The organism is Sphaerimonospora cavernae, assembly GCF_042435035.1.
Taxonomy (GTDB): Bacteria; Actinomycetota; Actinomycetes; order Streptosporangiales; family Streptosporangiaceae; genus Sphaerimonospora; species Sphaerimonospora cavernae.
Genome location: NZ_JBHMQT010000013.1, coordinates 88,687 through 111,647, shown reverse-complemented (window position 1 = coordinate 111,647; position 22,961 = coordinate 88,687). Strand labels below are relative to the sequence as shown.

General features: G+C 66.4%; 20 protein-coding genes and 2 pseudogenes. 16 read left to right on the top strand and 6 right to left on the bottom strand.

Annotated features, from left to right (window positions below):
- The first annotated feature begins 234 nt into the window (after window positions 1-234).
- The 6 genes from ACFHYQ_RS09105 to ypfJ all read left to right on the top strand — a co-directional run bounded on the left by ACFHYQ_RS09105 (window position 235) and on the right by ypfJ (window position 5,709).
- A complete protein-coding gene (locus ACFHYQ_RS09105; protein WP_394300663.1) occupies window positions 235-1,959 on the top strand; it encodes a ParB/RepB/Spo0J family partition protein in 1,725 nt (574 codons plus the stop codon).
- A 106-nt stretch (window positions 1,960-2,065) separates the two neighbouring features.
- Window positions 2,066-3,220, top strand: a complete 1,155-nt coding sequence (locus tag ACFHYQ_RS09100) for a DUF932 domain-containing protein (protein ID WP_394300662.1) — start codon at window positions 2,066-2,068, stop codon at window positions 3,218-3,220.
- Between the two features lie 347 nt (window positions 3,221-3,567).
- Complete coding sequence (locus tag ACFHYQ_RS09095) at window positions 3,568-3,750, top strand: hypothetical protein (protein WP_394300661.1); 183 nt, start codon at window positions 3,568-3,570, stop codon at window positions 3,748-3,750.
- Window positions 3,751-3,832: 82 nt separating this feature from the next.
- Window positions 3,833-4,297 (top strand): single-stranded DNA-binding protein, encoded by a 465-nt coding sequence (locus ACFHYQ_RS09090; protein ID WP_394300660.1) that lies wholly within the window; start codon window positions 3,833-3,835, stop codon window positions 4,295-4,297.
- A gap of 99 nt (window positions 4,298-4,396) precedes the next feature.
- A complete protein-coding gene (locus ACFHYQ_RS09085; protein WP_394300659.1) occupies window positions 4,397-4,561 on the top strand; it encodes a type II toxin-antitoxin system ParD family antitoxin in 165 nt (54 codons plus the stop codon).
- A 239-nt stretch (window positions 4,562-4,800) separates the two neighbouring features.
- Entirely contained in the window at window positions 4,801-5,709 is a 909-nt protein-coding gene (gene ypfJ, locus ACFHYQ_RS09080; RefSeq protein WP_394300658.1) for a KPN_02809 family neutral zinc metallopeptidase, read from the top strand.
- 360 nt (window positions 5,710-6,069) lie between these two features.
- On the opposite strand, the gene ACFHYQ_RS09075 is transcribed toward ypfJ, so the two are convergent.
- Window positions 6,070-6,285, bottom strand: coding sequence for a hypothetical protein (locus tag ACFHYQ_RS09075; protein WP_394300657.1), 216 nt, complete (start codon window positions 6,283-6,285; stop codon window positions 6,070-6,072).
- A gap of 1,117 nt (window positions 6,286-7,402) precedes the next feature.
- The gene (locus ACFHYQ_RS09070; RefSeq protein ID WP_394300656.1) at window positions 7,403-7,675 is read right to left on the bottom strand and encodes a hypothetical protein; all 273 of its coding nucleotides are present in this window, start codon (window positions 7,673-7,675) and stop codon (window positions 7,403-7,405) included.
- A 210-nt stretch (window positions 7,676-7,885) separates the two neighbouring features.
- Between ACFHYQ_RS09070 and ACFHYQ_RS09065 the strand changes: the two are divergent.
- From ACFHYQ_RS09065 to ACFHYQ_RS09055, 3 genes and pseudogenes are all read left to right on the top strand, one after another.
- Window positions 7,886-8,190: pseudogene (locus ACFHYQ_RS09065) on the top strand (winged helix-turn-helix transcriptional regulator).
- Between the two features lie 176 nt (window positions 8,191-8,366).
- Complete coding sequence (locus ACFHYQ_RS09060; RefSeq protein ID WP_394300655.1) at window positions 8,367-9,206, top strand: DUF1963 domain-containing protein; 840 nt, start codon at window positions 8,367-8,369, stop codon at window positions 9,204-9,206.
- Between the two features lie 68 nt (window positions 9,207-9,274).
- Window positions 9,275-9,397, top strand: coding sequence for a hypothetical protein (locus ACFHYQ_RS09055; protein WP_394300654.1), 123 nt, complete (start codon window positions 9,275-9,277; stop codon window positions 9,395-9,397).
- Window positions 9,398-9,499: 102 nt separating this feature from the next.
- Here ACFHYQ_RS09055 and ACFHYQ_RS09050 read toward each other — a convergent pair whose 3' ends face one another.
- Together ACFHYQ_RS09050 and ACFHYQ_RS09045 are read right to left on the bottom strand one after the other, a co-directional pair.
- Complete coding sequence (locus tag ACFHYQ_RS09050; RefSeq protein ID WP_394300653.1) at window positions 9,500-9,784, bottom strand: hypothetical protein; 285 nt, start codon at window positions 9,782-9,784, stop codon at window positions 9,500-9,502.
- Between the two features lie 213 nt (window positions 9,785-9,997).
- A complete protein-coding gene (locus ACFHYQ_RS09045; protein WP_394300652.1) occupies window positions 9,998-10,441 on the bottom strand; it encodes an ATP-binding protein in 444 nt (147 codons plus the stop codon).
- 297 nt (window positions 10,442-10,738) lie between these two features.
- On the opposite strand from ACFHYQ_RS09045, the gene ACFHYQ_RS09040 reads away from it, so the two are divergent.
- From ACFHYQ_RS09040 to cyaB, 5 genes and pseudogenes are all read left to right on the top strand, one after another.
- Complete coding sequence (locus tag ACFHYQ_RS09040; protein WP_394300651.1) at window positions 10,739-11,605, top strand: helix-turn-helix domain-containing protein; 867 nt, start codon at window positions 10,739-10,741, stop codon at window positions 11,603-11,605.
- Window positions 11,606-11,618: 13 nt separating this feature from the next.
- Complete coding sequence (locus ACFHYQ_RS09035) at window positions 11,619-11,828, top strand: DUF397 domain-containing protein (RefSeq protein WP_394300650.1); 210 nt, start codon at window positions 11,619-11,621, stop codon at window positions 11,826-11,828.
- 206 nt (window positions 11,829-12,034) lie between these two features.
- On the top strand, window positions 12,035-15,133 hold the full coding sequence (locus tag ACFHYQ_RS09030) for a BPTD_3080 family restriction endonuclease (RefSeq protein WP_394300649.1): 3,099 nt from the start codon (window positions 12,035-12,037) through the stop codon (window positions 15,131-15,133).
- Between the two features lie 211 nt (window positions 15,134-15,344).
- Window positions 15,345-17,804: a site-specific DNA-methyltransferase gene (locus ACFHYQ_RS09025; protein WP_394300648.1), complete on the top strand. Its 2,460-nt coding sequence runs from the start codon at window positions 15,345-15,347 to the stop codon at window positions 17,802-17,804.
- 135 nt (window positions 17,805-17,939) lie between these two features.
- Window positions 17,940-18,437 (top strand): annotated as a pseudogene (cyaB, locus tag ACFHYQ_RS09020) (class IV adenylate cyclase); the annotation flags it as partial.
- Between the two features lie 10 nt (window positions 18,438-18,447).
- Here the strand turns inward: cyaB and ACFHYQ_RS09015 are convergent.
- Both ACFHYQ_RS09015 and ACFHYQ_RS09010 read right to left on the bottom strand, forming a co-directional pair.
- Complete coding sequence (locus ACFHYQ_RS09015; protein WP_394300647.1) at window positions 18,448-18,651, bottom strand: hypothetical protein; 204 nt, start codon at window positions 18,649-18,651, stop codon at window positions 18,448-18,450.
- Between the two features lie 97 nt (window positions 18,652-18,748).
- Window positions 18,749-19,201, bottom strand: coding sequence for a hypothetical protein (locus ACFHYQ_RS09010; protein WP_394300646.1), 453 nt, complete (start codon window positions 19,199-19,201; stop codon window positions 18,749-18,751).
- 75 nt (window positions 19,202-19,276) lie between these two features.
- Between ACFHYQ_RS09010 and ACFHYQ_RS09005 the strand changes: the two genes are divergently transcribed.
- Window positions 19,277-19,792, top strand: coding sequence for an NUDIX hydrolase (locus ACFHYQ_RS09005; RefSeq protein WP_394300645.1), 516 nt, complete (start codon window positions 19,277-19,279; stop codon window positions 19,790-19,792).
- Window positions 19,793-19,980: 188 nt separating this feature from the next.
- The gene (locus tag ACFHYQ_RS09000) at window positions 19,981-22,770 is read left to right on the top strand and encodes an ATP-dependent helicase (protein ID WP_394300644.1); all 2,790 of its coding nucleotides are present in this window, start codon (window positions 19,981-19,983) and stop codon (window positions 22,768-22,770) included.
- Window positions 22,771-22,961: the final 191 nt, after the last annotated feature.

Below are 22,961 nucleotides of genomic sequence, written 5' to 3'. Positions count from 1 at the left end.
TCGACGCCTCGCCCCGCCGCCTGGCCCAGGGCGCCTCCGCGGTCGTCGCCGAGGAGCCCGCCCCCGCCACCGCGTCCTTCGCAGGCTGACCTCCCTGTTCGGGCGGCCCGGTGACCACCGGGCCGCCCGAACGGCTCTGCGCTCGCAAGCGCTCCTGCCGCCGGCGAGCTCCACCTGTACGGCTGTGCCGGCATCTCTTCGTTCTGTACCGCTTTTTCGAAAGAAGGAGTTCGTATGTCCACGACAACCGTTGCCGAGTGGGAGACCGGCCTGGGTGAGGCCGAGGGGCTCCGCCTGGTCCGGATCTCGCTGAAGTTCCTCGGCCACCATCCCGGCAACGTCCGGGCCGACTTCGCGCTGACGGAGGCCTTCTGCCAGTCCCTGGCCGCCGAGCAGCAGGTGCCGGTGCACGTCATCCCGATCCCCGCCGACCACCAGCGGGCCGAGGGGGAGGAGGACTACCGCTTCTGGGTGACCAAGGGCAATCGGCGGCTGGCCGCCGCCCGCAGCAAGGACCTGCCCGACCTGCTGTGCCTGGTCGACCTGGCCAAGGCCGGTGACCGTGCCGCCCTGTTCATCGACATGGTGGTGGAGAACGACGACGAGTTCCGGCACGGGTTGACCGCCGTGGAGCAGGCCCAGGCGCTGTTCGAGGCGCATCAGGCCGGTGCGAGTCGTACCCGCCTCCAGAAGATCACCGGCCGCAGCCGCCGGCAGATCGGCGAGGCACTCACCGCCGGCGGCATGTCCGCGACCACCCGGCAGATGGCCGGCCAGATGGATTACGAGTGGACGCTGGAGGACCTGGCGCTGCTGGCCGAGTTCGACGGCGACGAAGAGGCCCTGGCGGAGATCCACGAGCGGCTCCGCTGGGGAGGAAAGGTCCGCTACGTGGTCGAGCGCGTCCGTACGGAACGGGCCGAGGCCGCCGAGCAGGCCCGGCTGCGCGCCGAGCTGGAGCAGGTCGGCATCAGCGTCACCGAGCAGCTGCCGCCCGGCGCGATCCCGCTCGCCCGTCTGGCCGACGCCGTCGACGGCTTCGACCCCGAAACGCACGCCACCTGCGCCGGGCATGGGGTGTACTTCCATTCGTTCGACAAGACCACGGCGGTGGCCTACTGCACCACTCCGGACCGGCACGGCCACGCCGCCCCGGCCGCTCCCGTGGTGACCGGCACGGCCGAACCCGGCACGGCCGATGACCTCGAGCGCCGGCTCGTCATCGAGGGCAACCGGGCCTGGAAGGCCAGCGCCGTCGTACGCCAGGAATGGGTGACCGCCCTGCTCGCCCGGACCACCGCGCCCAAGCCGGTCCTGGCCTGGGTCGCCCGGCAGCTGGTGGAGATGCCCGACCCGTTGTGCGACAAGCTCGCCGCCGCCCGGCACAGCCCGTTGTGGGCCACACTCACCGGGAACTTCCGCGTGGAGAGTGCCGTCACTGTCCGGCCGGGACGGCTGCCCCTGCTGGCCCTGGCGCCGATCGTCGTGGCGTACGAGCATCAGATGACCGTCCCGGACACGGCCAGATACACCTGGCGGCAGGACCGATCCGGCCCGGTCAGCCGCGCCCACGCCCGCGGGTACCTGTCCCTGCTGGCCCAGCTCGGCTACCCGCCCACACCGATCGAGCAGGCCATCATCGACGGAGTGCCGTACCGCGGCGACGCCCCCACCGGCGAGGGACTGGAGCTCGACCCGCCGGTCGACGACGCGGACGTCAACGGCCAGTCGCAAAACCCGGATGCGGCGGAGACGAACGACGGCATCTCCGCCGGCGAGGAGCCGGAACCCGACGCGCCGACCGGCATCGACAGCCGGCCGCAGAACCCCGCTGCCGCGCAGCCGAGTGGCGAGCCCGCGACGGACGTCGACGCCTGGGTGGACCCCGAAACCGACCGCGCCGCCGACGACGCCGCCGCCGACGCTGACGAGGGCACGCCGTACTCGGCGGCGGCCTGACCCAGCCCCTCCTCAAGGGCGCGCACCGCGCGCCCGCACCACGCCCACGGGCCCGGCCTCGCAACGAGGCCGGGCCTTCCGCTTATCACCCGAAAAGGAGCCCTCGATGACCATCGCCTCTCCCGTTCCGCTGACCACCCGCAACGCCGATCTGGGCGACCTGCACGCACTGCTGCGTGACCAGCACGCCCGCAAGGTCGACGTCCTGGTCGGCGCCGGGCAGATCCGCGCCGTCGGCACCCACCTGGAGCTGATCGGCACCCCGCCGGTGCTGTCGGACCTCGGCGTCACCGACAGCGCCGGCCTGTACCTGCCGACCGAGATCTGCGACCAGGGCCTGGCCGAAAAGCTCGGCATCCCCGCGGCCTACCTGCGGCGGCTGCGCACCGAACGGCCTGGCCTGTACGCGGCCAACGTCAACGGCTGGCTGGAGACCGACGACCGCCGCTTCCTGGTGCGCGCCCTGCGCGGCACCGGCGACGGGGCCGGCGTGGCCCGGGCGTTCCTGTCGGACCGCTACAAGATCATCGACAATCTGGACGTCCTCATGGCCGCCCTGGACGGGGTACGGCTCGCCGGAGCCGACGTCCGCATCGACGGCTGCGACCTGACCGAGCGGCGCATGTACGTCCGCGTGGTGTGCGAGCAGGTCGCCGCCCTGGCCCCCGAACTGCTGCGCAACTACCGCAGCCCGTTCACCGGCGCCACGGGGGCCGACAACCCGCTGGTGTTCGCCGGATTCGTGATCAGCAACAGTGAGACCGGCTGCGGCGCCTTCACCGTGACCCCGCGCCTTCTGGTGCAGGTCTGCAACAACGGCATGACCATCAACGCCGACGCCCACCGCCACGTCCATCTCGGCGGCCGCCTCAACGGTGACGGCGAGGGCGACATCATCCGCTGGAGTGGCGACACCGAGGACAAGAACCTGGCGTTGATCACCGCCAAGACCCGTGATGCCATCACCACCTTCCTGGACATCGACTACGTCAAGGCCAAGATCCGTGAGCTGACCGCGGCCGCCGGCGTCGAACTCGCCGATCCGGAGAAGACCGTCCAGGTGGTCGCTACCAAGCTGCGGTTCACCGAGGAGCAGCAGCGCGACATCCTGCGTCACTTCATCCGCGGCGGCGACATGAGCGCCGGCGGCGTGATGCACGCCGTGACCAGCGTCGCCCAGACCATCGACGACGCCGATGTCGCCCACGACATGGAAGGCCAGGCGCTGCGCGCGCTCCACCTGGCCGCCGCCGGCACCTGACCTTCGCGCGTCCCGGACGGGCTCCCTCGGAGTGGGCCCGTCCTGAGGTTCATGCCCGGCCCGTTCGTCCAGCGCGGGCGAGGCCCCTGCTGCGTGTTCTGGCCGGTCAGTCTCGCAGGCACGGTCGTCCGCGCAACCGGGCTCTCGCTCCGCTCACCCCGCACGTTCACGATCTTTTGCCGCGTGGAGTCGGCTCCACCCGCACCCGTCTATCGAACTCACCGCGGCAAAACATCGTGCCCGTACGGGGCCGCCCGGTTGCCCTCCCTCCCTTCCGCCTGCGCCCCCTCCCTCACCAGAACACGACGCGGACACCCGGCAGGGGGTCCCGGGCGAAAGGAACAGGCATGAACCTCACCCTCGACCTCCCCATCCAGCTCACCGACCTCACCGGCTGCGCTCGCTGCGGCGAGACGACTCAGGTCGAGCGGCTGTTCCGCTGCGCCGACCGGACCTGGATCTGCCAGGACTGCGTCGCCGTGGCAGTTGAGGCACACCGCCTGGCCACCGTGACCGGCCGAAAGGTCTAGAAACCACCGCGCGCGGGGGCCGTCGCCCCCGCGCCTTCCGTCCCGATCCCCACCCGATCATCACAATCAAGGAGGACATCTGATGGCCAACGAGACCACCGTCACCATCGTCGGCAACCTCGTCGACGACCCCCAGTTCCGTTTCACCAACAGCGGCCAGGCCGTCGTACGGTTCCGCGTCGCCTCGACCGAGCGGTATCTCGACCGCCAGACGGGGGAGTGGAAGGACGGCGGAACCCTCTTCCTGACCTGCAACGCCTGGCGCGAGCTCGGTGAGCACGCCGCCGAGACCCTGCAGCGCGGCACGCGCGTCATCGTCCAGGGACGCCTGCGCCAGCGCAGCTACGAGACCGACACCAGCGACAAGCGCACCGTCTACGAAGTCGAGGTCGACGACGTCGGCCCCTCCCTCCGCTTCGCCACGGCGAAGGTAACCAAGATCAAGCGCGGCCAGCAGACCGCCCAGGTCCCCCCGCAGGATTCGTGGCCGCCCGTCGTGCCGATCCCGGCAGCGGTCACCGTCGCCGCCGGTGCATCGGGCTTCTAACCGTGGCGCTGTGGCCGTACCGTCTCGTACGGTCCCGCCAGAGCTGGGCGGAACCGGGAAGAGGGGACGCACACCAGGGAAAAATCGCGTAGCCATCGCATGCCGACGAAGCCGGTCAGCGTGACGATCGAGGAGCACCTGCTCGAGTACGCCAACGCGGAGGTGGCCGCCGGTCGGGCCCGGTCGGCGTCGGCCGTGGTCAACGCCGCCTTGGCACGGCAGGCTGAGGCCGACCGCGCGGAGATCGCCGACCCCGACGAGTAGCCGAGGCTGTGCGTGGGGGCCGGTGGATATCGGCCGGCCCTCTTGTGCTGTTCCCGGTCAGAGTGGGGCGGCGTCAACCCGCTCAAGGTGCCCGGCCGACGATGGGCCGAGCGGCTGGGGGCCGGAACACCCACGGCTGCAGCGGCCCGTGGCCCATGGCCCGCCCCTGGGCATTCCGCGCCCGGCCGCTACGATCATGCGCGCACACCCGAAACTACGCATATCGGAGGGCCTCGCGCATGGACTTCGATGACCGGGCTCGGCTCGACGCCTCGCAGGTAGAGGACATCGGTTCGAGCGGTTCGAGCGGCTCCGGCGGCGGTTCGGGCGGCGGCGGGCTCCTGCTCGGGGGCGGTGCGGCGGGTGTTGTGCTGCTCGTGGTAGCCCTCCTCTTCGGCATCATCAGCCCGGCTGACCTGCTGGGGGACGACCCCGCCCCGCCCGCGAAGGGCAAGCAAGGCTCGAACAGTCAGGGATCGAAGAAGCAGGTCACCGATCTCACGGAGTGCAAGACCGGCGCGGACGCCGGCAAGTCGCAGAAATGCCGGATCGTCGGCATCGTGAACAGCCTCCAGAAGTACTGGGAGCACCAGATCGACGGCTACGAGCTCGCCAAGACCACGCTGTTCACCGGGAAGGTGAAGACCGGATGCGGTGCCGCCGACTCCTCGGACGGCCCCTTCTACTGCCCGCCCGACCAACGCGTCTATCTCGACATCTCCTTCTTCGAGGAGTTGCGCGCCGACTTCGGCGCACAGGGCGGCCCGTTCACAGAGGCGTATGTGATCGGCCACGAGTACGGGCACCACGTGCAGAACCTTCTCGGTGACATCGACAAGGGCACCGGCAAGGGAGCCACGAGCGGCTCCGTCCGACTGGAACTGCAGGCGGACTGCTACGCCGGCGTCTGGGCGAGCAACGCCGTGGAGACCGGGTTCTTCGCCAAGCCCTTCACCGACAAGGACATCCGGCAGGCCCTCGACGCCGCCGCGGCCATCGGAGACGACCACATCCAGGAGATGGCCCGGGGCCGCGTCTCACCCGAGAAGTTCACCCACGGCACCGCGGCTCAACGGGTGAAGTGGTTCAAGCGGGGCTACGGCACCGGCGAGCCCGACCGCTGCGACACCTTCTCCGGCAGCATCTGACCACTGTTCTGTCTCACGAAAGTTGCTCATTGAGGACGGGGCTGACCTGGTGCCGGCCTCCGGGAAACGGACGTCATGGATGGTTTCGAGCGCCCGCAGGATCATGTGCTTGGGCCGGCCGTGCGGGTCGAGGTTCCGCTGGGTAAGCCGCTTCCGAAACCGCGCATCGTGGAGAACACGGTCATCTACGACAGTGACAGCACCATCTCATCCAGTGTCCGACACGGATGTCCCCGGGCCAGTCGATCGGCCAGGTGCTGGGCGCCCAGCTTGGCGAAGACCCGCTCCGCGGTGGCGGGCGGTGCCCAGATCGCGGCGGCAGCCCAGGCGCAACAACACCAACTGCGGGGCGGAACGGATTCAGTCGGTGATCTCGGTCAGAGTGAGGAATCTTGACAGCACGGCCGAGGTGCACAACCCCGAAATCGACGGCAACGAGTGCCGGATCCCGCGCTTGTCACGCGGATCGGGGATGGCCGCGATCACCGCCAGCAGGCTGTCTTCGCCGCTACAGCGAAGCATGGCGGCATGGCCGATCAGAACCGCCACCGCCACCTCGGCGGGAGAGGAGTCCACCGAAAGCAGGCTGCTGGTGATTGCGCAGGACGCGGACGGTGCGGACGGCACGGGAGAGGTGGCAGGCTTGATCGGCAACGGAGCACCTTCAGACGAGATTTTCCGAAATCCCTGTCTTATTGGTGCTCCGTTGCTCTTTCCGCGACGTGCCGCCCGCGACCGATAAGTGATCAAACCGGATATCCGGGGCGTCGCATGCCCGGAGGAGCACGAGCCGGTCATCACCCAGGGTTACCGTGCAGGGCCCGCGCGAGCGCGACCACAGAACATCGATTCAGTTATTCAACGTCACCAGCTCTCGGTCCAGGCATCACGTACGAACGGCTTCCGGACTTTGCGCAGATCCCCGGGGTCTGTTCCACAAATCCCGGAACCCTTCGTGATTTCTGCGACCCGAACGATTTGTGATTTACTCGTCCGGCCACTTTCTCAGTAGTACATGAATGTGGCCAGAAGGCCGTTGTTCATGATCTGGGTGAGAAGCTTCCCCGGCCCGGCCCCCCATGAATTGGCGGCATTAGCCACGGCGTAGACGTCCCCGTAGTTTCCCATCCAATGCCACGCCGGGGCTGCGGCTCCTTTCACTGCGGAGCACGCGTTGTAGAGATCGATACCCTCTTGAACGGTGAGGACCTGATCGCGAGCCGGAACATAACAGGTGGAGCTCGTGCCTGTCGACGTCTTCGGGGTAGATGTGTCTGCGGAAGCCGAAGTCGACACAACGATCAGTAACGCTGCCGGAACGGACACCAGAGCGAGTGCGCGTAATCGGTTCATGGTTTACCCTCCTCGAGATTCCAAGTGTTCGAGACCGAACACTTGGATCAATCTAACGAGGAAAACCTGGACAGTCGATACCGCAACTCGAAAAAGAAACCAGAGAGACAAAACAATTTCGTGGTGCAGTTGGGACGGGCGCGACAGGGCGCTTCGCAAAGTCGTTTTCGCTGATGAGGTGGTGCTTTCGAGTTGATTGTGCAGGCCAATGGCGGCCAGTAGACTCGTTTTTCGCTCTTTGAGCTGACGGTCAGGCGGCGTCTTCCCAGGCCAGCAGGTCGGCCAGGATTTCTTCGGGTTTCGGGCTCTGCGCGGCCGAGCAGAAGATGTGATCACATCGCTACTGGGCGCACCAGGGTCGTGGTGACTGTGTGTGACTGTCGGCCGCTTGGGGAAGTTCCTCGTGGCCGGAACGGCGTCTGCCCAGCGGAAAAGGTGTCGGTGCGGGTGTCACGGCGGGGTCGCGCTGCCCGGCGGTCTGCCGGAGCCCGGCCGGCGACAGCCAGACGGGCCGGATGCCACGAGAGGCGGCGTAGCGGGACCGGCGTTGCTGGTTGGTCACGTTGGTGAACCCGAAACCGCTCCGGTACACGAGCTTCACCAGCCGGTTCATGCTTTGTCGGAGGTGATGTCAGTCATGCCGGCTAGCCTGGTCGCCGCCCCCTTAAGTGATCAAGTACGCACTTTGAGGTGCGTAGTCACCCCGGGGTAAGCGAGCAGAAAGAAGGGTGGGGCATGGCGATCAGCCGGAGACCGGGGTCGTACGTCTGCGGGATCGACGCGGTGATGGTCGTGATCGGCGGCCAAGTGGAAGGCGCTCGTCCTGTGGGCGTTCAACGAGCGCCCCTGCCGGTTCGGTGAGCTGCGCCGGCTGCTGCCGGGGTGACCGAGAAGGTGCTCGCCTCGCACCTGCGAGAGCTTGAAGTGGACGGCATCGTGCACCGGGAGGAGTTGCCGAAGCGCGTCGAGCATTCGCTGACCTCGCTCGGCGTCATGCTCAACGAGGCGCCGGCGCTCCTGGGAACGTGGGGCCGGGAGAACATCCTCGGTGTGGAACACACCGGCCGGATTTCCTCCGACGATCGGGAGGTAGAGCAGCGGCGTGTACCAAATCGGATGAAAAGATGAATACCAGACAGAAAGCAATTTCTGTCTGATATCGAGCTCGCCTCCCTAGGCTCACCTTCTCGGGGACTTCATAGCCGTCGCGTGCCATTGGTCATGAACATGAACGTCGCTGTCAGCGACCGATCGCTCAACGGCGACGGATCTATCTGTCGTACCCGATAGGCAGGATGGGCGGCATGACGGATTGGATGAGTGACTTCGCGGAGTTCGTGCGAGAGCAATTGCCGGCGGAGAGCGCGGAGCGGCTGATCGGACTGTTACGGCCCGCCATCCGGCTCTCCGCCGCCGAGGACGGGGAGATCGTGGTCGGACGGCTCGGGGGCGTCGCGAAACTGCCGGACGACATGGCGTGGCCGTCCCTCGCCAGCGGGAACCGGCCGATGTCGTTCGTGGCCGAGCTCGACTGCAGTGAGCTGGCACGCTACGAGGTGGACATCGCCCTGCCCGACACCGGCATGCTGCTGTTCTTCGTCGAGGCCGAGTTGAGGCGGTCCCAAGTGATCTACGTGCCGCATGGAACCGCCGTCGCCGAGCGGCCCGCACCGGACAACCGCGCCGAGGTGTACACCGAGCTGCCGCTCGCCGCGGTCACCGAGCCGAGCCGGCCAGAGCGGAACCACCCCGTTCTCGTGGATGTCTTCGGGAGCCTTCAGGAGGCCGAGGAGACGGTGTGGGACCATATGCAGGACGAAGACACCGGCGAGACCTTCGCCGATGAGCTTTCGATGTACGAAGAAGCGGGATACTCTGGGCCGCCGCATCAGGTGGGCGGGTACTCCGACGCGCTCCAGGACCCGATCGAGGCCGTGGCAGCGCATGCCGCCGGCACCGGCTGCTACGGCGATCCGGCCTTCCAGGAAGAGGCGTGCCAGTGGGTCACGCTGCTGCAAGTGGCCGAGGACACCAGAGCCAGGATGACCTGGGGCGACGGCGCGTACCTGATCTGGGGCATCCGCAAGGACCATTTGGCCGCGCGTGACTTCTCCAAGGTCCACTTCTACGTCCAAGGGCACTGACGCCGGATCCGTCAATCACCTATAGCGCCTACGGCTGGTCGAACGACAACACGCACTCGACCACCTCTGTGCAGTTCACGGTCGCGGACCTCGCGATGCTGCGGCCCGGCCGCGTCCTCGTGTGGAGCGAGACGGTGGTCTCGCAGGAGGAGTTCGACCGAAAAGGACAGAGTCCGGAGAACAGCAGGTAGCGGGCGGACAGGCCGGACGGCCAAGCCAACGGGTGGAGCCGAGACGGCAGGCGCGGCCCCGGCGGAACACCCGATCCAAAGAGCAGTGACGCCTGAGCTCGGTCAGTAGGCGCGCCTCCAGCGCCAGTACGGATCGCTTCGCTTGTACGTGCACTTGTACCGCTTCTTCGTGACCTTGACGTATCCGTACCGCTTGTGCGCGGCCTTCGGGCAGAACGCGCCCGGCGTGATGCACACCCAGTGCTTCCCCACCCGCTTGTAGCAACTCGCCGACACCGACGAGACGGCTGACGGCAGAACGGCGGCGCTCACCGGCGTGACCGAGATGGTCAGAGGCGCGAGGGCGGACGCGACGAGCGCGCCCGTCACGAGGAGACGACGGAGCATCAACTCTCCGATGGTTGAGGGACGTTACCACTGAGAGGACTCGTCGCTTCAGGCAACCGTTTACGGGCGCTGTTCCTGTGACCCCAGGGGTTCTCCCCGGATGGGTTGGTCAGAGCGGATCGCCTGCGGTTCCCGGAGTTCGTTCTGCCACTCCCCCGGCCGGGCGCGGTACCGCGTACCGTGAGGCGGTCTGCGGCTGGCAAGAGATGTAGGTCAGGGTGTCGCGAGCTCTGCCCAGACGATCTTGCCGCCGGTTCTGGGCCAGCGGAAGCCCCACGCCTTGGCGTACGTCCCGACCAGCCAGAGGCCGCGGCCGCCTTCCTCGTCGTCGCCGGGGACGCGCATGCGCGGCGGGGTTCTGCTTTCGTCCCATACCTCGATGACCGTGCTGGAGGAGTTCCGGTAGAGGCAGAGGCAGATCGGTTTCATCTTGTCGTACAGCTCGACGTAGCCGGGGGTGTCGCCGAGTCCGGTGTACGTCGCCTTGACGGCGTTGGTGACGAGCTCCGAGGTGATCAGCCCGGCGGCTTCGACGATGTGGTCGAGGTGCCATTTCTCCAGGGTGTCGCGCGTGTACACGCGGCCGGTCGCCACGGATTTCGGCAGTGCGGGCAGTGCCACGCAGGCGACGAGCGGGGTGTTCTCCAGGACGTTCACGGCGACCTCTGGCGGCAAGCGACGGGGATTGGCCGGGAGCCGCGGCCGTCGTCCCCCCTCAGGTGATACGGCCGCCGGCTCCCAGGCAGAACGGGCGTGGGCCTGCTCACGGGAAGGCTGAGCAAGCCCCCATCCGCCTGCCGGCTTGTGGTGCCTTTCGGTTTGGCCTGCCGGGCGGCGCGCTCCCTGGCAGGCTTGGCTCTCAGCATGCACCGCAGCTATATCGAACGCAACCATTGCGAGCGCATCGGCTGAGGAAGATAGCACTACACTTCAACCCGTACCAGGGCAGGAGGGATGGAAAAAGTGGCCGTGCGACGGCAGACACCGACGCTTCGCCTGCGCCGCCTGGCGGCCGAACTACGGCAGCTGCGTGCCGATTCGGGCAAGTCACGGGAAGAGGTGGCCGAAGAGAGCGGGATCAACACGGTCACGCTGTACCGGCTGGAGACGGCCAGGGCCAGACCGCAGAAGCGAACCGTGATCACGCTGCTTGATCTGTACGGCATCCACGGTCAACGGCGGGATGAGCTGCTCGCGGTGCTGCGGGAGTCCGGGGAGCGCGTATGGCTGCAGAGCCACCAGCTCGAACTACCCGACCAGTACGCCACCTACATCGGCTTCGAGGAGGAAGCCGACAACCTGCTCAACTACGAGTCCCTGTTCATGCCCGGACTGCTGCAGACCGCCGAGTACGCCCACGCGGTCATTCGCGGCACCCTGCCGACGATCCCACGGCAGGAGGTGGAGAAACGGGTCGAAGCTCGTATGGCGCGGCAAGCGCTGCTGACCAGGCAGAGCCCCTTGCGTCTTTGGGCCGTCATCGACGAGGCGGTGCTGCGCCGGGAGGTAGGCGGCCGGCAGACCATGCGCGGCCAGCTTCACAAGCTCCTGGAGGCGAGCGAAGAACCGAACATCACGGTGCAGGTCATCCCGTATGGCGCCGGAGCGCATCCTGGGATGACCGGAAGCTTCGTCATCATGAAGCACGACAGCGACAACCCTGATGTGATCTACATCGAGAGCATCGCGACCGACCTTTTCCTTGAAGGAGAGGACGAAATCGCAAAATATACGCTGGTGTTCGAGCATCTGCGAGCGGTGGCGGCCAGCCCCGAGGCGACACGGCATCTCATCGCTTCCGTCTACGGAGAGAGCACGTGAAGGGAGTGCGGGAGTGAACGAAGAGCTTGATCTGTCCCGTGCCGTATGGCGCAAGAGCAGCATCAGCGGGGGTAGCGGACAGTGCGTGGAGGTGGCGATCACCGACACCGTGGTCGGCGTCCGCGACACCAAGAACCGCGAGGGCGGCACCCTCGTCTTCAACCGTGACGAGTGGCGCGCGTTCCTCGGCGGCGTACGCAACGGAGAGTTCGACATCGACTAGGGATCACGACCTGGCCCCCGACAGCACCGCGGCGAGCCCTCGACGAAGCCGCATCGTCGAGGGCCCGCCGCGCTCTTCATGGCATTGCCGTAATCACCAGGATCTTCTTCGGTAATAACAAGATCGACAACCCGTGGCGATTCGTTGATCCAGACCGCTACCCTTGGTAGCACACGTGATGGTGAGAAGCGCTACGGAGGCGGCGAGTGACGGACCGTGTCGTCGAGAATCCGATCATCAATTCGCCTTACCTCCCGCCGAGCAGGTACTTCGAGTTCGACAGCCACGGCGTCCCCGGCGACATCAAGGAAGGCCGTCGCCCCAGCGCCTTCTTCATCCCGGTCCCCAAGGCGCAGAAGGGCAATGCCCAGGTCGAGCTGGACCTTCCCGAGCTCGGGCTGACCGGCGACCAGATCGAGCAGAACCACTTCGTCAACGCGATCCGCCGCAAGGTCGACGGCTGGCGCCTGAGGGGCTACCCCGACGTCACCGCGACCTCGCGCCGCCTGCTGGAGTATTGGAGCGATCCGGCCAGGGACAACAGGATCCTGTTCTGCCAGCGTGAGGCCGCCGAGACCGCGATCTACCTCGCCGAGGCCGCGCACAAGCAGGGCGACCCCTCGATTCACAACAAGCTCGCCGAGATCAACGCCACCCACAACGACGAACTCCCCCGGGTCGCGCTGAAGATGGCGACCGGCTCGGGCAAGACGATCGTGATGGCCATGCTGATCGCCTGGCAGACGCTGAACAAGGTCGCCAGTCCGCTGGACAGACGCTTCGCCAAGCGCTTCCTGGTCGTCGCGCCGGGCCTGACCATCCGCGATCGGTTGCGCGTCCTGCTGCCCGAAGACGACGGCAACTACTACCGAATGCGCGACCTGGTCCCGGTCGACCTGTACGGCTCGCTCGCCCAAGCGAAGATCGTCATCACGAACTACCACGCGTTCCAGCGCCGAGAAACCAAACTCGGCCAGGGCGTGGCCAAGACCACCAAGGAGTTGCTGGCCGGCAAGTCCGGCGCGCAGAGCCCGTTCCTGGAGACCGTCGGACAGATGGTGGCCCGAGTCTGCCGGGAGCTGGGCGACACCAAGTCCGAGATCGTCGTCCTCAACGACGAGGCCCATCACTGCTACCGCGACCGGATCGACGACCCGGAGGAGGGCGCTGCCACCAACCTCACCGGCGAGGGAAAGAAGGAGGCCGAGGGCCGCAACGACGAGGCCCGCGTCTGGTTCCGCGGCCTGCAGGCGGTCAAGGCCAAGCTCGGCGTCAAGGCCGTCTACGACCTGTCGGCCACCCCGTTCTTCCTGGCCGGCTCCGGTTACAAGGAGGGCACCCTCTTCCCCTGGGTGGCCAGCGACTTCTCCCTGGTCGAGGCGATCGAGTCGGGGATCGTGAAGATCCCCCGGGTGCCGGTGGACGACAACAGCACCTCCACCGACGTCACCTACCTCCAGCTGTGGCAGAACATTCGCGACCAGCTCCCCAAGAAGGGCCGCAAGGAACAGGCCGTCTCCCCCGAACACCTGCCGCCCGCCCTCGAAGGCGCCCTGCACAGCCTGTATGACTCCTACACGAAGTCCTTCGAGGCCTGGCAGGGCTCCGAGGCCGCCAAGCAGGGCGACCCGCCGCCGGTCTTCATCGTGGTGTGCAACAACACCACGGTCTCCAAGATGGTCTACGACTGGATCGGCGGCTGGGACAAGCCGGTCGACGAAGAGACGACCGTCGCGGTCCGCGGCAGGCTGCTGCTGTTCTCCAACGTGGACGAGAACGGCCAGTGGCTGCACCGGCCGCCGACGATCCTGGTCGACTCCGAGCAGTTGGAGAAGGGCGAGCTGACCGCGGAGTTCCGCAAGGCGCTCGGGCACGAGATCGAGGAGTTCAAGCAGGAGTACGCCCAGCGCTTCCCCGGCCGGTCCGCCGGCGACGTGGACGACACCCAGATCCTGCGCGAGGTGATGAACACCGTCGGCAAGAAGGACAAACTGGGCGAGCACGTCCGTTGCGTGGTCAGCGTCTCCATGCTCACCGAAGGCTGGGATGCCAACACCGTCACCCACATCCTCGGCGTGCGCGCTTTCGGCACCCAGCTCCTGTGTGAGCAGGTGGTCGGCCGCGGCCTGCGCCGCCGCTCCTACGCGGTCGACGAGAACGGCTTCTTCACCCCCGAGTACGCCGATGTGTACGGCGTGCCGTTCCAGTTCATGCCCACCGGCGGAAAGATCATCGACCCGAAGCTGCGGGTCACCCGCCATGTGCGGGCGATTCCCGGCCGGGAGCACGCGGAGATCACCTTCCCCAGGCTGGTCGGCTACCGCATCGAACTGCCCGACGAGGAGCTGATCCCGGACTTCGACCAGGACAGCCGGCTGCGGATCACCACGGACATGATCCCCACCCAGACCACGGTCTCCGGCGTCGTCGGCGACATCGGGACGGACGTCCTCGAAGGGCTCCAGGAGGCCCGCGAGCAGGAAGTCGCCTTCCAACTGGCCAAGCGGGTCATGGAGAGTTACCTCACCGACCCCGACGACCGCAAGCCGTGGCTTTTCCCGCAGATTCTGCGGATCACCAAGCAGTGGCTGGCCGAATGCGTCGACTACGACGACCACACCTTTGTCGGGCTGCTGCTCATCGCCCAGCACGGCGACCGGGCCGCTCGGCGGATCAAGGACTCGATCCTGACCACCAAGGGCAACCGCCAGCCGCGAGCTCTGCCGATCTTCCGGCCGTTCGACCACGTCGGCTCCACCGCCGAGGTGAACTTCTCCACCACCAAGCAGGTCTTCCCGACCGCCGAGGAGAAGAGCCACGTCAACTACGTCGTGCTCGACGGAGCGGACGGCAACACCTGGGAGCAGAAGGTCGCCCAGATCCTGGAGTCCATGCCCCAGGTCGCCGCCTACGTCAAGAACGACCACCTGGGCTTCACCATCCCGTACGCCATCGGCGGCCAGACCCGCCAGTACGTCCCGGACTTCCTGGTACGGCTGGCGCCCGCCCCGGGCGACGACCTGTTCCGCACGCTGATCGTGGAGGTTTCCGGCAGTCACAAACCGGCCGACTCCACCCATGAGAAGGCGGTGACCGCACGCGACCGCTGGGTCCCCGCGGTCAACAACCACGGCGGCTACGGCCGGTGGAGTTACTGCGAGCTGAAAGATCCTGACAAGTTCCGCGCCGAGCTGGAGCAGGCGATCCAGGCGCTGTACGGCGGCCGCGGGATCAGCGCCCAGGTCGGCCCCGGCTGGGATCTCGACCCCATGACCACTCTGATTCTCTCCGGTGAAGGGAAGTAGCGGGATGCCGCCGAAGAAGCCCACGGGTCCGACCGTCGTCGAGTCGTTCACGCACGAGGACAAGCGGACGAACATCCCGACCGCAGACTCCCATGACCTGCTCGACGAGCAGGCCGCGGGCGTCGCCAAGCTGCGCTACCCCCGCAACCCCGAGCTGGACCCGCAACTGGTCTGGAAGGGCAAGGACGCACAGGACTCCGAGGATCTGGTGGTGGACGCGCCGCCGATCTACATCCAGGAGAAGATCGACCCGCGTGTCCTCATCGAGAACCTGCGCCGTACGGCCGAGCGGCCCGAGGACGAGCCGGAGCTCACGCTGTTCGACACCTTCGACGGCCTGGACGGCTTCGAGGCGGTCGAGTACTACCAGCATCAGGCCAACTGGTCCAACCGGATGATCCTCGGTGACTCGCTCCAGGTCATGGCGTCGCTGGCGGAGAAGGAGAACCTCCGCGGCAAGGTCCAGATGATCTACATCGACCCGCCGTACGGCATCAAGTTCGGCTCCAACTTCCAGCCGTTCGTCGGCAAGCGGGACGTCAAGGACGGCAAGATCGAGGACGTCACTCGCGAGGTCGAGCAGATCAAGGCGTTCCGCGACACCTGGGAGTTGGGCATCAACTCCTACCTGAGCTACCTCCGCGACCGTTTGATCATCGCCCGAGACTTGCTCACCGAGTCCGGCGGCGTCTTCGTCCAGATCGGCGATGAGAACGTCCACCTTGTGCGTTGTCTCCTGGATGAAGTCTTTGGCAGTGAGAACGCCGTCGTTACCATCATATTTCGCACTACTGGGAGTCTGGCCACGAACCATATCGGCAGGAATAGTGATTACGTCCTTTGGTATGCAAAGAGCATCGAGCACATTAAAGCGCGTAAGCTGTTTCGACCAACGTCAATCTCTGATGACATTGGCGGTCGCTACACTCGCATAGAGCTTCCCGACGGAACTCGGCGTCCCATGACTCCTGAGGAGCGCACGGATGTGCGCAGAATTCCGGAAGGCAGCCGTATCTACCGACACGACAATCTTGCATCGCAAGGGGCAACTCCGAGCGGCACCGTTGAGTACGAATTTGAAGGGACTTTATTCCATCCGGGAAAGAACAGTCACTGGAAGACGACGGTGGATGGCCTGGACCGACTCAAGGTTGCACGTAGACTTGCCGCCCCCACCAAGAACTCTCTGGCTTACGTTCGCTTCCTAGATGACTTTCCTGTCGCAGGGTACACCAACGTTTGGACCGATACGCAAACGGGGGCTTTCACAGACAACAAAATCTACGTGGTGCAAACTAATACGAAGGTTATCGAGCGCTGCCTGCTCATGGCCACCGATCCGGGCGACCTTGTGCTCGATCCAACCTGTGGATCTGCAACGACTGCCTACGTTGCAGAGGAGTGGGGCCGTCGATGGATCACCATCGACACGTCAAGAGTGGCCCTGGCTCTCGCCCGTCATCGGATCATGGGCGCCAAGCTGCCCATGTACCTGCTGGCCGACTCCAAGGAAGGCCAACTCCAGGAGGACAAACTCACTGGGCAGGTCTCGTCGCCAGCTGTCTACCAGGGTGATATCCGTAAGGGTTTCGTCTACCAGCGGGTTCCGCACATCATGCTCAGCTCCATCGCGCGCAACCCTGAGATCAGGGAGGGTATGACCCGCGAGGAGATCGAAGCCGCAATCAGACGCAACTCCGAGCAGGAGATCCTCTACGACCAGCCGTACGAGGACAAGAAGAAGGTCCGCGTCGCGGGTCCCTTCACTGTGGAGTCGCTGGCGCCGCACAAGACCATCGCGACTGCCGTACAGACCCGCACCGAGCAGGCCGCGACCGAAGCCGACGCCTCCAGCTTCGAGCAGTCGATCCTGGACAACCTCGCCAAGGCCGGCGTGCAGAACGGCCGGAAGAACGAGCGGCTGGAGTTCGAGTCGCTGGTGCCGTTCGCCGGTGAGCTGATCAACGCCGAAGGCGTCCAGAAGGCGAGCGAGGAGGGCGCACCGCGGCGGATCGCGGTGAGCATCGGCCCGCAGTACGGGACGGTGGACCCGGAGTGGATCCGGCGCGCGGCTCGCGAGGCGCTCAAGGGCCTGGGCTTCGACCTGCTGATCGTGTGCGCGTTCGCGTTCGACCCGCAGGCGGTCAAGACCACCGAGGAGTTCAAGCCGAACGCCGAGGATTTCGCCTCGGTCCAGGAAGAGCGCAAGCTCGGCAAGCTCCCGGTGCTGCTGGTGCGGATGAACTCTGACCTGGTCATGGCGGACGTGCTGAAGAAGACCGAGACCGGCAACCTGTTCATGGTGTTCGGCGAGCCTGACATCGCGACCGAGCGCACCGATGAGGGCGTGGTCGTGGAGGTGCGCGGGATCGACGTGTACGACCCCACCCGGGGCGAGATCCGTTCGAGCGGCACGAACGACATCGCCCTCTGGATGATCGACACCGACTATGACGGCGAGTCGTTCTTCGTCCGGCACTGCTACTTCACCGGCGGGCAGAAGCCGTACGAGCGGTTGAAGAAGGCGCTCAAGGCCGACATTGACGAGGCCGCCTGGGAGCAGCTCTACACCACCCGCTCGCAGCCGTTCCGTACCCCTGACAGCGGGAAGATCGCGGTGAAGGTGATCAACCACTACGGCGACGAGGTCCTCCAGGTCTACGACGTGTGACGGCGGGGTTTTGCGACCTTGGCGATCGTCCCGGAAATGGGCGCTGAGCTGGTAACACCTTGTGGTTGGTTGTCGTTGTTCGTCGTTGCTGAGTAACGCCAGCCGGAACAAAACCGGAACAGAACGGCCCGCGCGGCACTGCAGGAGGTGGACGGCAGGCTGAGCACGACGGCACGGCAGATCGACACGTACTACAATGCGCCGCACCGGGATTTCCTCGCCCCTGAGGTCATCTCCGAGTGGCTGCGGATCCGGGAAAGCTCCGTCGGGGACTCGATCAACTTCAAGCTGTGGCACCCGGTCGACGCCGTGACCAAAACGCACGCGGACGAGTATGAGTCCCCTGTCGGGGATGCCGAAGCGGTCCGCCGGATCCTGGACGCTCTCGGATTCACGGTGATGGTGACCGTGGACAAGCATCGCGAGGAGTGGACGGTCCCCGGCCGGGTCACGGTCGCGTTCGACACCGTGTCAGGGGCCGGGGATTTCGTCGAGTTCGAGTTCGCCGGCGAGGCCGCCGACGTCGACGACGCGACAGCCCAGCTCGACTCGTTCACCGACGGCCTCGGAGTGAAGCTCGGCGACCAGGTCAACCGCGGCTACCCGCACATGCTGCTCGACCGCGACCACTAACCCCGCTGGGTCACGGCGAAGGTGCACGACCCGAGCCGAGAGCAAGACCGGTCTCCGGGTCATGCCCGGTGGCACGCCGCCAGGCGCGGAGGAACTCGGGGTCCTCGGCCGGGTCGACGCCGTACTCCTCCGCCCACTGTAGGTACAGCTCGTTGTGTATGCGGTCGCTCTCACGGCCGATGATCGGCGACGCGGGGGGAGGGGGCAGCTCCATAGTTCCCGTTCCTATACCCGGCAGTGCATCTTGTCGAGTCGGGTGTGAGATCCGGATGCATGTCCCACGCGGTTTCGCTGGCCACGTGGCGCCCTGCTCAGGAAGCATGCCAGTTCCGCAGGAACGCCTTTACGGCACCGGCCGCCTGTTCGGCGGGAGCGTCGGCGCGGCGCAGCGCGATGGACGCCAGCGCGTCCGCCGTCTCGTTCAACGGGTGGCCCCGGTGCTCGAGCATGTGGTCCATCTCTAGTCTAGGGTGGCCAGCCACAGCCTGGGTGAGCCGGACCAGCGTCGACTGCGCGGCCTGGAGCCGGGGGCGGAGGCTGTACCCGGGCGGCATGCGGTCGACGTCGCCGGTCTGCCACCACCGCAGATAGTCGAGCGCGGCCATGCTGTCGACGAGGAGAAGTAGCGGCGTGCCCGGTTCGAGGCGGGTGAGTAAGAGGTCGACCGCAGCCTGCGCGACACCTTCGCCGAGATCGGCGTCCCGCTGATCGGTGTCCCCGAGGGTCTGACCACGGCCAAGCGGGTGGAGTGGATTTCCTGTCATCTGGCGGACCAGGGTCTGTTTCCCACGCTAGCGTGACCGGCCGACAGGTACGGTCACCACCAGGGAGAGCGAAGCATGCGATACCGGACGATCGTGGACGCCATGCTGATCCTCGTCCGAGACGGAGAGGTCCTCCTGGCCGAGCGCCAGGGCACCGGCTACGCCGACGGCTGGTGGAATGTCACCAGCGGACACCTCGAGCAGGGCGAGACCATCGCCCAAGCCGTCATCCGGGAGGTACGCGAGGAGATCGGCATCACCGTGGCCCCACATGACCTGCGGTTTGTCCACTTGTGTCACTTCCGCAACCCCGAAGGGGATGCCCGCCTCGGTGTGTTCTTCGAGGCGCTGACGTGGGCCGGCGAGCCGATCAAAGCCGAGCCCCACAAATGCGCACGTATCGCATGGTGGCCGCTGGACCAGCTGCCGTCCAACACCTATCCCTACACGCGGCGGGGATCGAGCAGTACCGCAAGGGCGAGCCCTACGCGGCCGTGTGGTGAGACGACGGGACGACGAAGCCCCGGCCCATGGGCCGGGGCTTCGTCGCGCATCGCCAGCGGATCGGACGGCATGAACCGCATGTGGTAGATCGCGTCGATGATGCCGGGCAGGTCGTCCACTCCTTAAGGATCTTGGCAGGTCAACGACCTAAATTGATCACATCTACGACATCTAATCCTGCCGGGATGGGCGTGTATCCGGACCAGAGGCACGCCCGCTCCGAAAATGTGTGCTAATTCACAAAAATGTCGGTGAGGGTTGGCATCATCCACGGCATGAACTACACGGACGCTCAGCGGAGTGCGATCGCCACCGTCGACGACCCGCTGCTGATCGTGGCCTGCGCGGGGTCGGGCAAGACGCAGGTCATCTCCCAGCGGATCACCGAGATCCTGCGCCGGCCGGAGGTGCACCCGCGCAACGTGGTGGCGTTCACCTTCACCAACAAGGCCGCGGCTGAGCTCCAGGAGCGGGTCAACACGCTGGTGAGCAAGGAGCTCGGTGAGATGACCGGGCTCGCGGAGATGTTCATCGGGACCATGCACGCCTACGCCCTCGACGCGCTGCAGCAGCACGTGCCCGAGACGTTCAAGTTCAGCGTGCTCGACGAGATCCAGACCCGGCTGTTCATCGACCGCAACAGCAGCAAGAGCGGGCTGACCAAGACCAAGGCGCTTGTTCAGGGACGGGACAGGCTGCTGAAGCGCTACCGCGACTCGCGGCTCTACATGCAGGTCCTCAACATCCTGCGCGAGGACGCCGTCGACACCGAGCTCCTGCGCGACGGGCTCATGGACAACCTGCACGCCTACCGCAACCTGCTGTTCGAGCACAACTACTTCGACTTCACCGACCAGCTCAAGACGATCGTCGACCTGCTGGACTACGACCCCGATGACCCGATCGCGGGCACACTGGTCCGGCACGTCCGCGACAACATCCGCTACCTGGTGGTGGACGAGTACCAGGACACCAACCCGATCCAGGAGAAGCTGATCCGCGGGCTGACCCGCTGGGGGGCGAACCTGTGCGTGGTCGGCGACGACGACCAGACGATCTACCAGTGGCGCGGCAGCGCCGTACGGGGAATTCTCGGCTTCGCCGACCGGTATGAGGGCGTCCAGACCGTCACCTTGGGCGAGAACTTCCGCTCCAGCGAGGGCGTCATCTCCCTCGGCCAGTCCATCGCGGAGCTGAACGCCGACCAGCGGCTGCCGAAGAAGATGATCGCGGCCGGGCACCAGCGGTTCGACCGGGGCGACCTGCTGGCGCTGGCCTTCGACGACGCGGCGGCCGAGGCCCGGTGGATCTGCGACCGGATTGAGAAGATGCGCGGCCTGCCGTTCCAGGACACCGACGGCGCCGAGCCCCGCGGCCTGTCCTGGTCGGACTTCGCGGTGCTGTTCCGCAGCGTGAACAAGGACGCCGGACCGCTGGTGGAGGAGTTCAAGCGGCGCGGCGTCCCGTACGTCATCAAGGGGCTGACCCGGCTGTTCGAGGCCCCCGAGGTGCAGGCGTGCGTCAAGCTGTATGAGTTCCTCATCGGCCAGACCGGCGGGCAGAACCCGGTGCCGGTGACCGAGCAGGACGTCCGGGACGCCTGGCACGCGGCCGGCCTCGGGCTGGACGACGACGACCTGGACGCCGGGATGGCGATCCTGCACCGCGCCCGGACGCTCGACCTCAAGCGGCACCGACGCATCACCTTCACCCTGCAGCAGATCTACGCCGATTTCCTGGCCGCCGTCCGGGTCCGCGAGGAGCGGGTGCCGGGTGACCGGACCCTCGGCGAGCTGGCCTTCTACAACCTCGGCAAGTTCAGCAAGGTCATCACGGCGTTCGAGCAGATCAACTACAAGAGCTCACTGTCGGACCTCTATGACCGATTCGTGCAGTTCCTGACCTATCAGGCGCCCGACTACTACGCCGAGAGCGACGCCGATGTCGGCTACGCGACGCCGGATGCGGTGGTCATCTCGACCGTCCACCAGGCCAAGGGCATGCAGTGGCCGGCCGTCTTCGTCCCCGCCATGCGCAAGAACCGCTTCCCCGGCAAGCGGCACGGCGGACTCAACGCCTTCCACGTCATCCCGCCCGAGGCTGTCGACGACGCAGACCGCTACAAGGGCGCCGAGGCCGACGAGGTCCGGCTGTTCTACGTCGCGGTCACCCGGGCGCAGAAGCACCTGGCCGTGACGTACTCACCGGGAGAGTCCAACCTCTACCGCAAGGAGTCGGACTTCTTCACCTTCACCACTCGCAACCCGTACATGCTCACCGCCGAAGCGCCGCTGCCCGCCGAACGGCTGGAGCCGCGGGCCCGGCACGAAACACCCGAGGTCACCCTCAGCTTCAGCGAGCTGAAATACCTGTTCGAGTGCCCCTACCAGTTCAAGCTCCGCTTCATGTACGGCTTCGACCAGCCGATCGCCGAAGAGCTCGGCTACGGCAAGTCGCTGCACGATGTGCTGGCCGAGATTCACAAGCGGGCCATCGACGGGGAGATCGTCGACGCCTCCGAGATCGACGAGCTGGTCGACCGGCACCTCAACGCGCCCTTCGCCGGCACGGAGCTCACCAAGCAACTGCGCACCGCCGCCCGCGGCGCCATCCGTCGCTACCTGCGGGAGAACGGACAGCGGCTGCACAACACGCTCCACTCCGAGCAGCCGATCCGCGTGCACGTCGCCCCCGGCGTGACCGTGGACGGCCGGATCGACCTGATCCGCCGCCTGGACACCGACGAGGTCTCGATCGTGGACTTCAAGTCCACCCAGCGCGCCCAGGCCGACGAGATCTCCCGTGACCAGTTGCACGTCTACGCCGCCGGATACAAGGCGCTGAGCGGCCACAACGCCGACCTGGTCGAGGTGCTCAACCTCGATGACAGCACCTCCAGCTCCCGCGAGGTCATCAACGAGGAACTGCTGCTGGGCATCCAGAGCAAGATCCGGGACGCCGGTGAGGCGCTGCGGGACAACCAGCTGCCCCGCAAGTCCTCCTGGTGCGACAGCTGCGCCCGCTGTGACCTGGCCGGACTGTGCAGGGATGTCCACCAGCCCTGAAGGAGATACACCCAATCGGAGTTGGAGAGCGGGGCATACTGCTGCCGCCGTAGGCCGGTGAGCGCGCCCACCAGGACGTGGGCGGGCAGATGGTCCGGCCAGCGGCCAGGCGACCACCCGTCGAAGAACGGGCGGCATCCCGTCACCACTGGTTCCAAAAAGCCAATGCCCCGGGGATCGCCTTGCGACGA

Coding starts and splice junctions, on each gene's coding strand:
- ACFHYQ_RS09105 (WP_394300663.1), top strand. CDS start 235: ATGTCCACGACAACCGTTGCCGAGTGGGAGACCGGCCTGGGTGAGGCC.
- ACFHYQ_RS09100 (WP_394300662.1), top strand. CDS start 2,066: ATGACCATCGCCTCTCCCGTTCCGCTGACCACCCGCAACGCCGATCTG.
- ACFHYQ_RS09095 (WP_394300661.1), top strand. CDS start 3,568: ATGAACCTCACCCTCGACCTCCCCATCCAGCTCACCGACCTCACCGGC.
- ACFHYQ_RS09090 (WP_394300660.1), top strand. CDS start 3,833: ATGGCCAACGAGACCACCGTCACCATCGTCGGCAACCTCGTCGACGAC.
- ACFHYQ_RS09085 (WP_394300659.1), top strand. CDS start 4,397: ATGCCGACGAAGCCGGTCAGCGTGACGATCGAGGAGCACCTGCTCGAG.
- ypfJ (WP_394300658.1), top strand. CDS start 4,801: ATGGACTTCGATGACCGGGCTCGGCTCGACGCCTCGCAGGTAGAGGAC.
- ACFHYQ_RS09070 (WP_394300656.1), bottom strand. CDS start 7,675: ATGAACCGGCTGGTGAAGCTCGTGTACCGGAGCGGTTTCGGGTTCACC.
- ACFHYQ_RS09060 (WP_394300655.1), top strand. CDS start 8,367: ATGACGGATTGGATGAGTGACTTCGCGGAGTTCGTGCGAGAGCAATTG.
- ACFHYQ_RS09050 (WP_394300653.1), bottom strand. CDS start 9,784: ATGCTCCGTCGTCTCCTCGTGACGGGCGCGCTCGTCGCGTCCGCCCTC.
- ACFHYQ_RS09040 (WP_394300651.1), top strand. CDS start 10,739: ATGGAAAAAGTGGCCGTGCGACGGCAGACACCGACGCTTCGCCTGCGC.
- ACFHYQ_RS09015 (WP_394300647.1), bottom strand. CDS start 18,651: ATGGAGCTGCCCCCTCCCCCCGCGTCGCCGATCATCGGCCGTGAGAGC.
- ACFHYQ_RS09010 (WP_394300646.1), bottom strand. CDS start 19,201: ATGACAGGAAATCCACTCCACCCGCTTGGCCGTGGTCAGACCCTCGGG.
- ACFHYQ_RS09005 (WP_394300645.1), top strand. CDS start 19,277: ATGCGATACCGGACGATCGTGGACGCCATGCTGATCCTCGTCCGAGAC.
- ACFHYQ_RS09000 (WP_394300644.1), top strand. CDS start 19,981: ATGAACTACACGGACGCTCAGCGGAGTGCGATCGCCACCGTCGACGAC.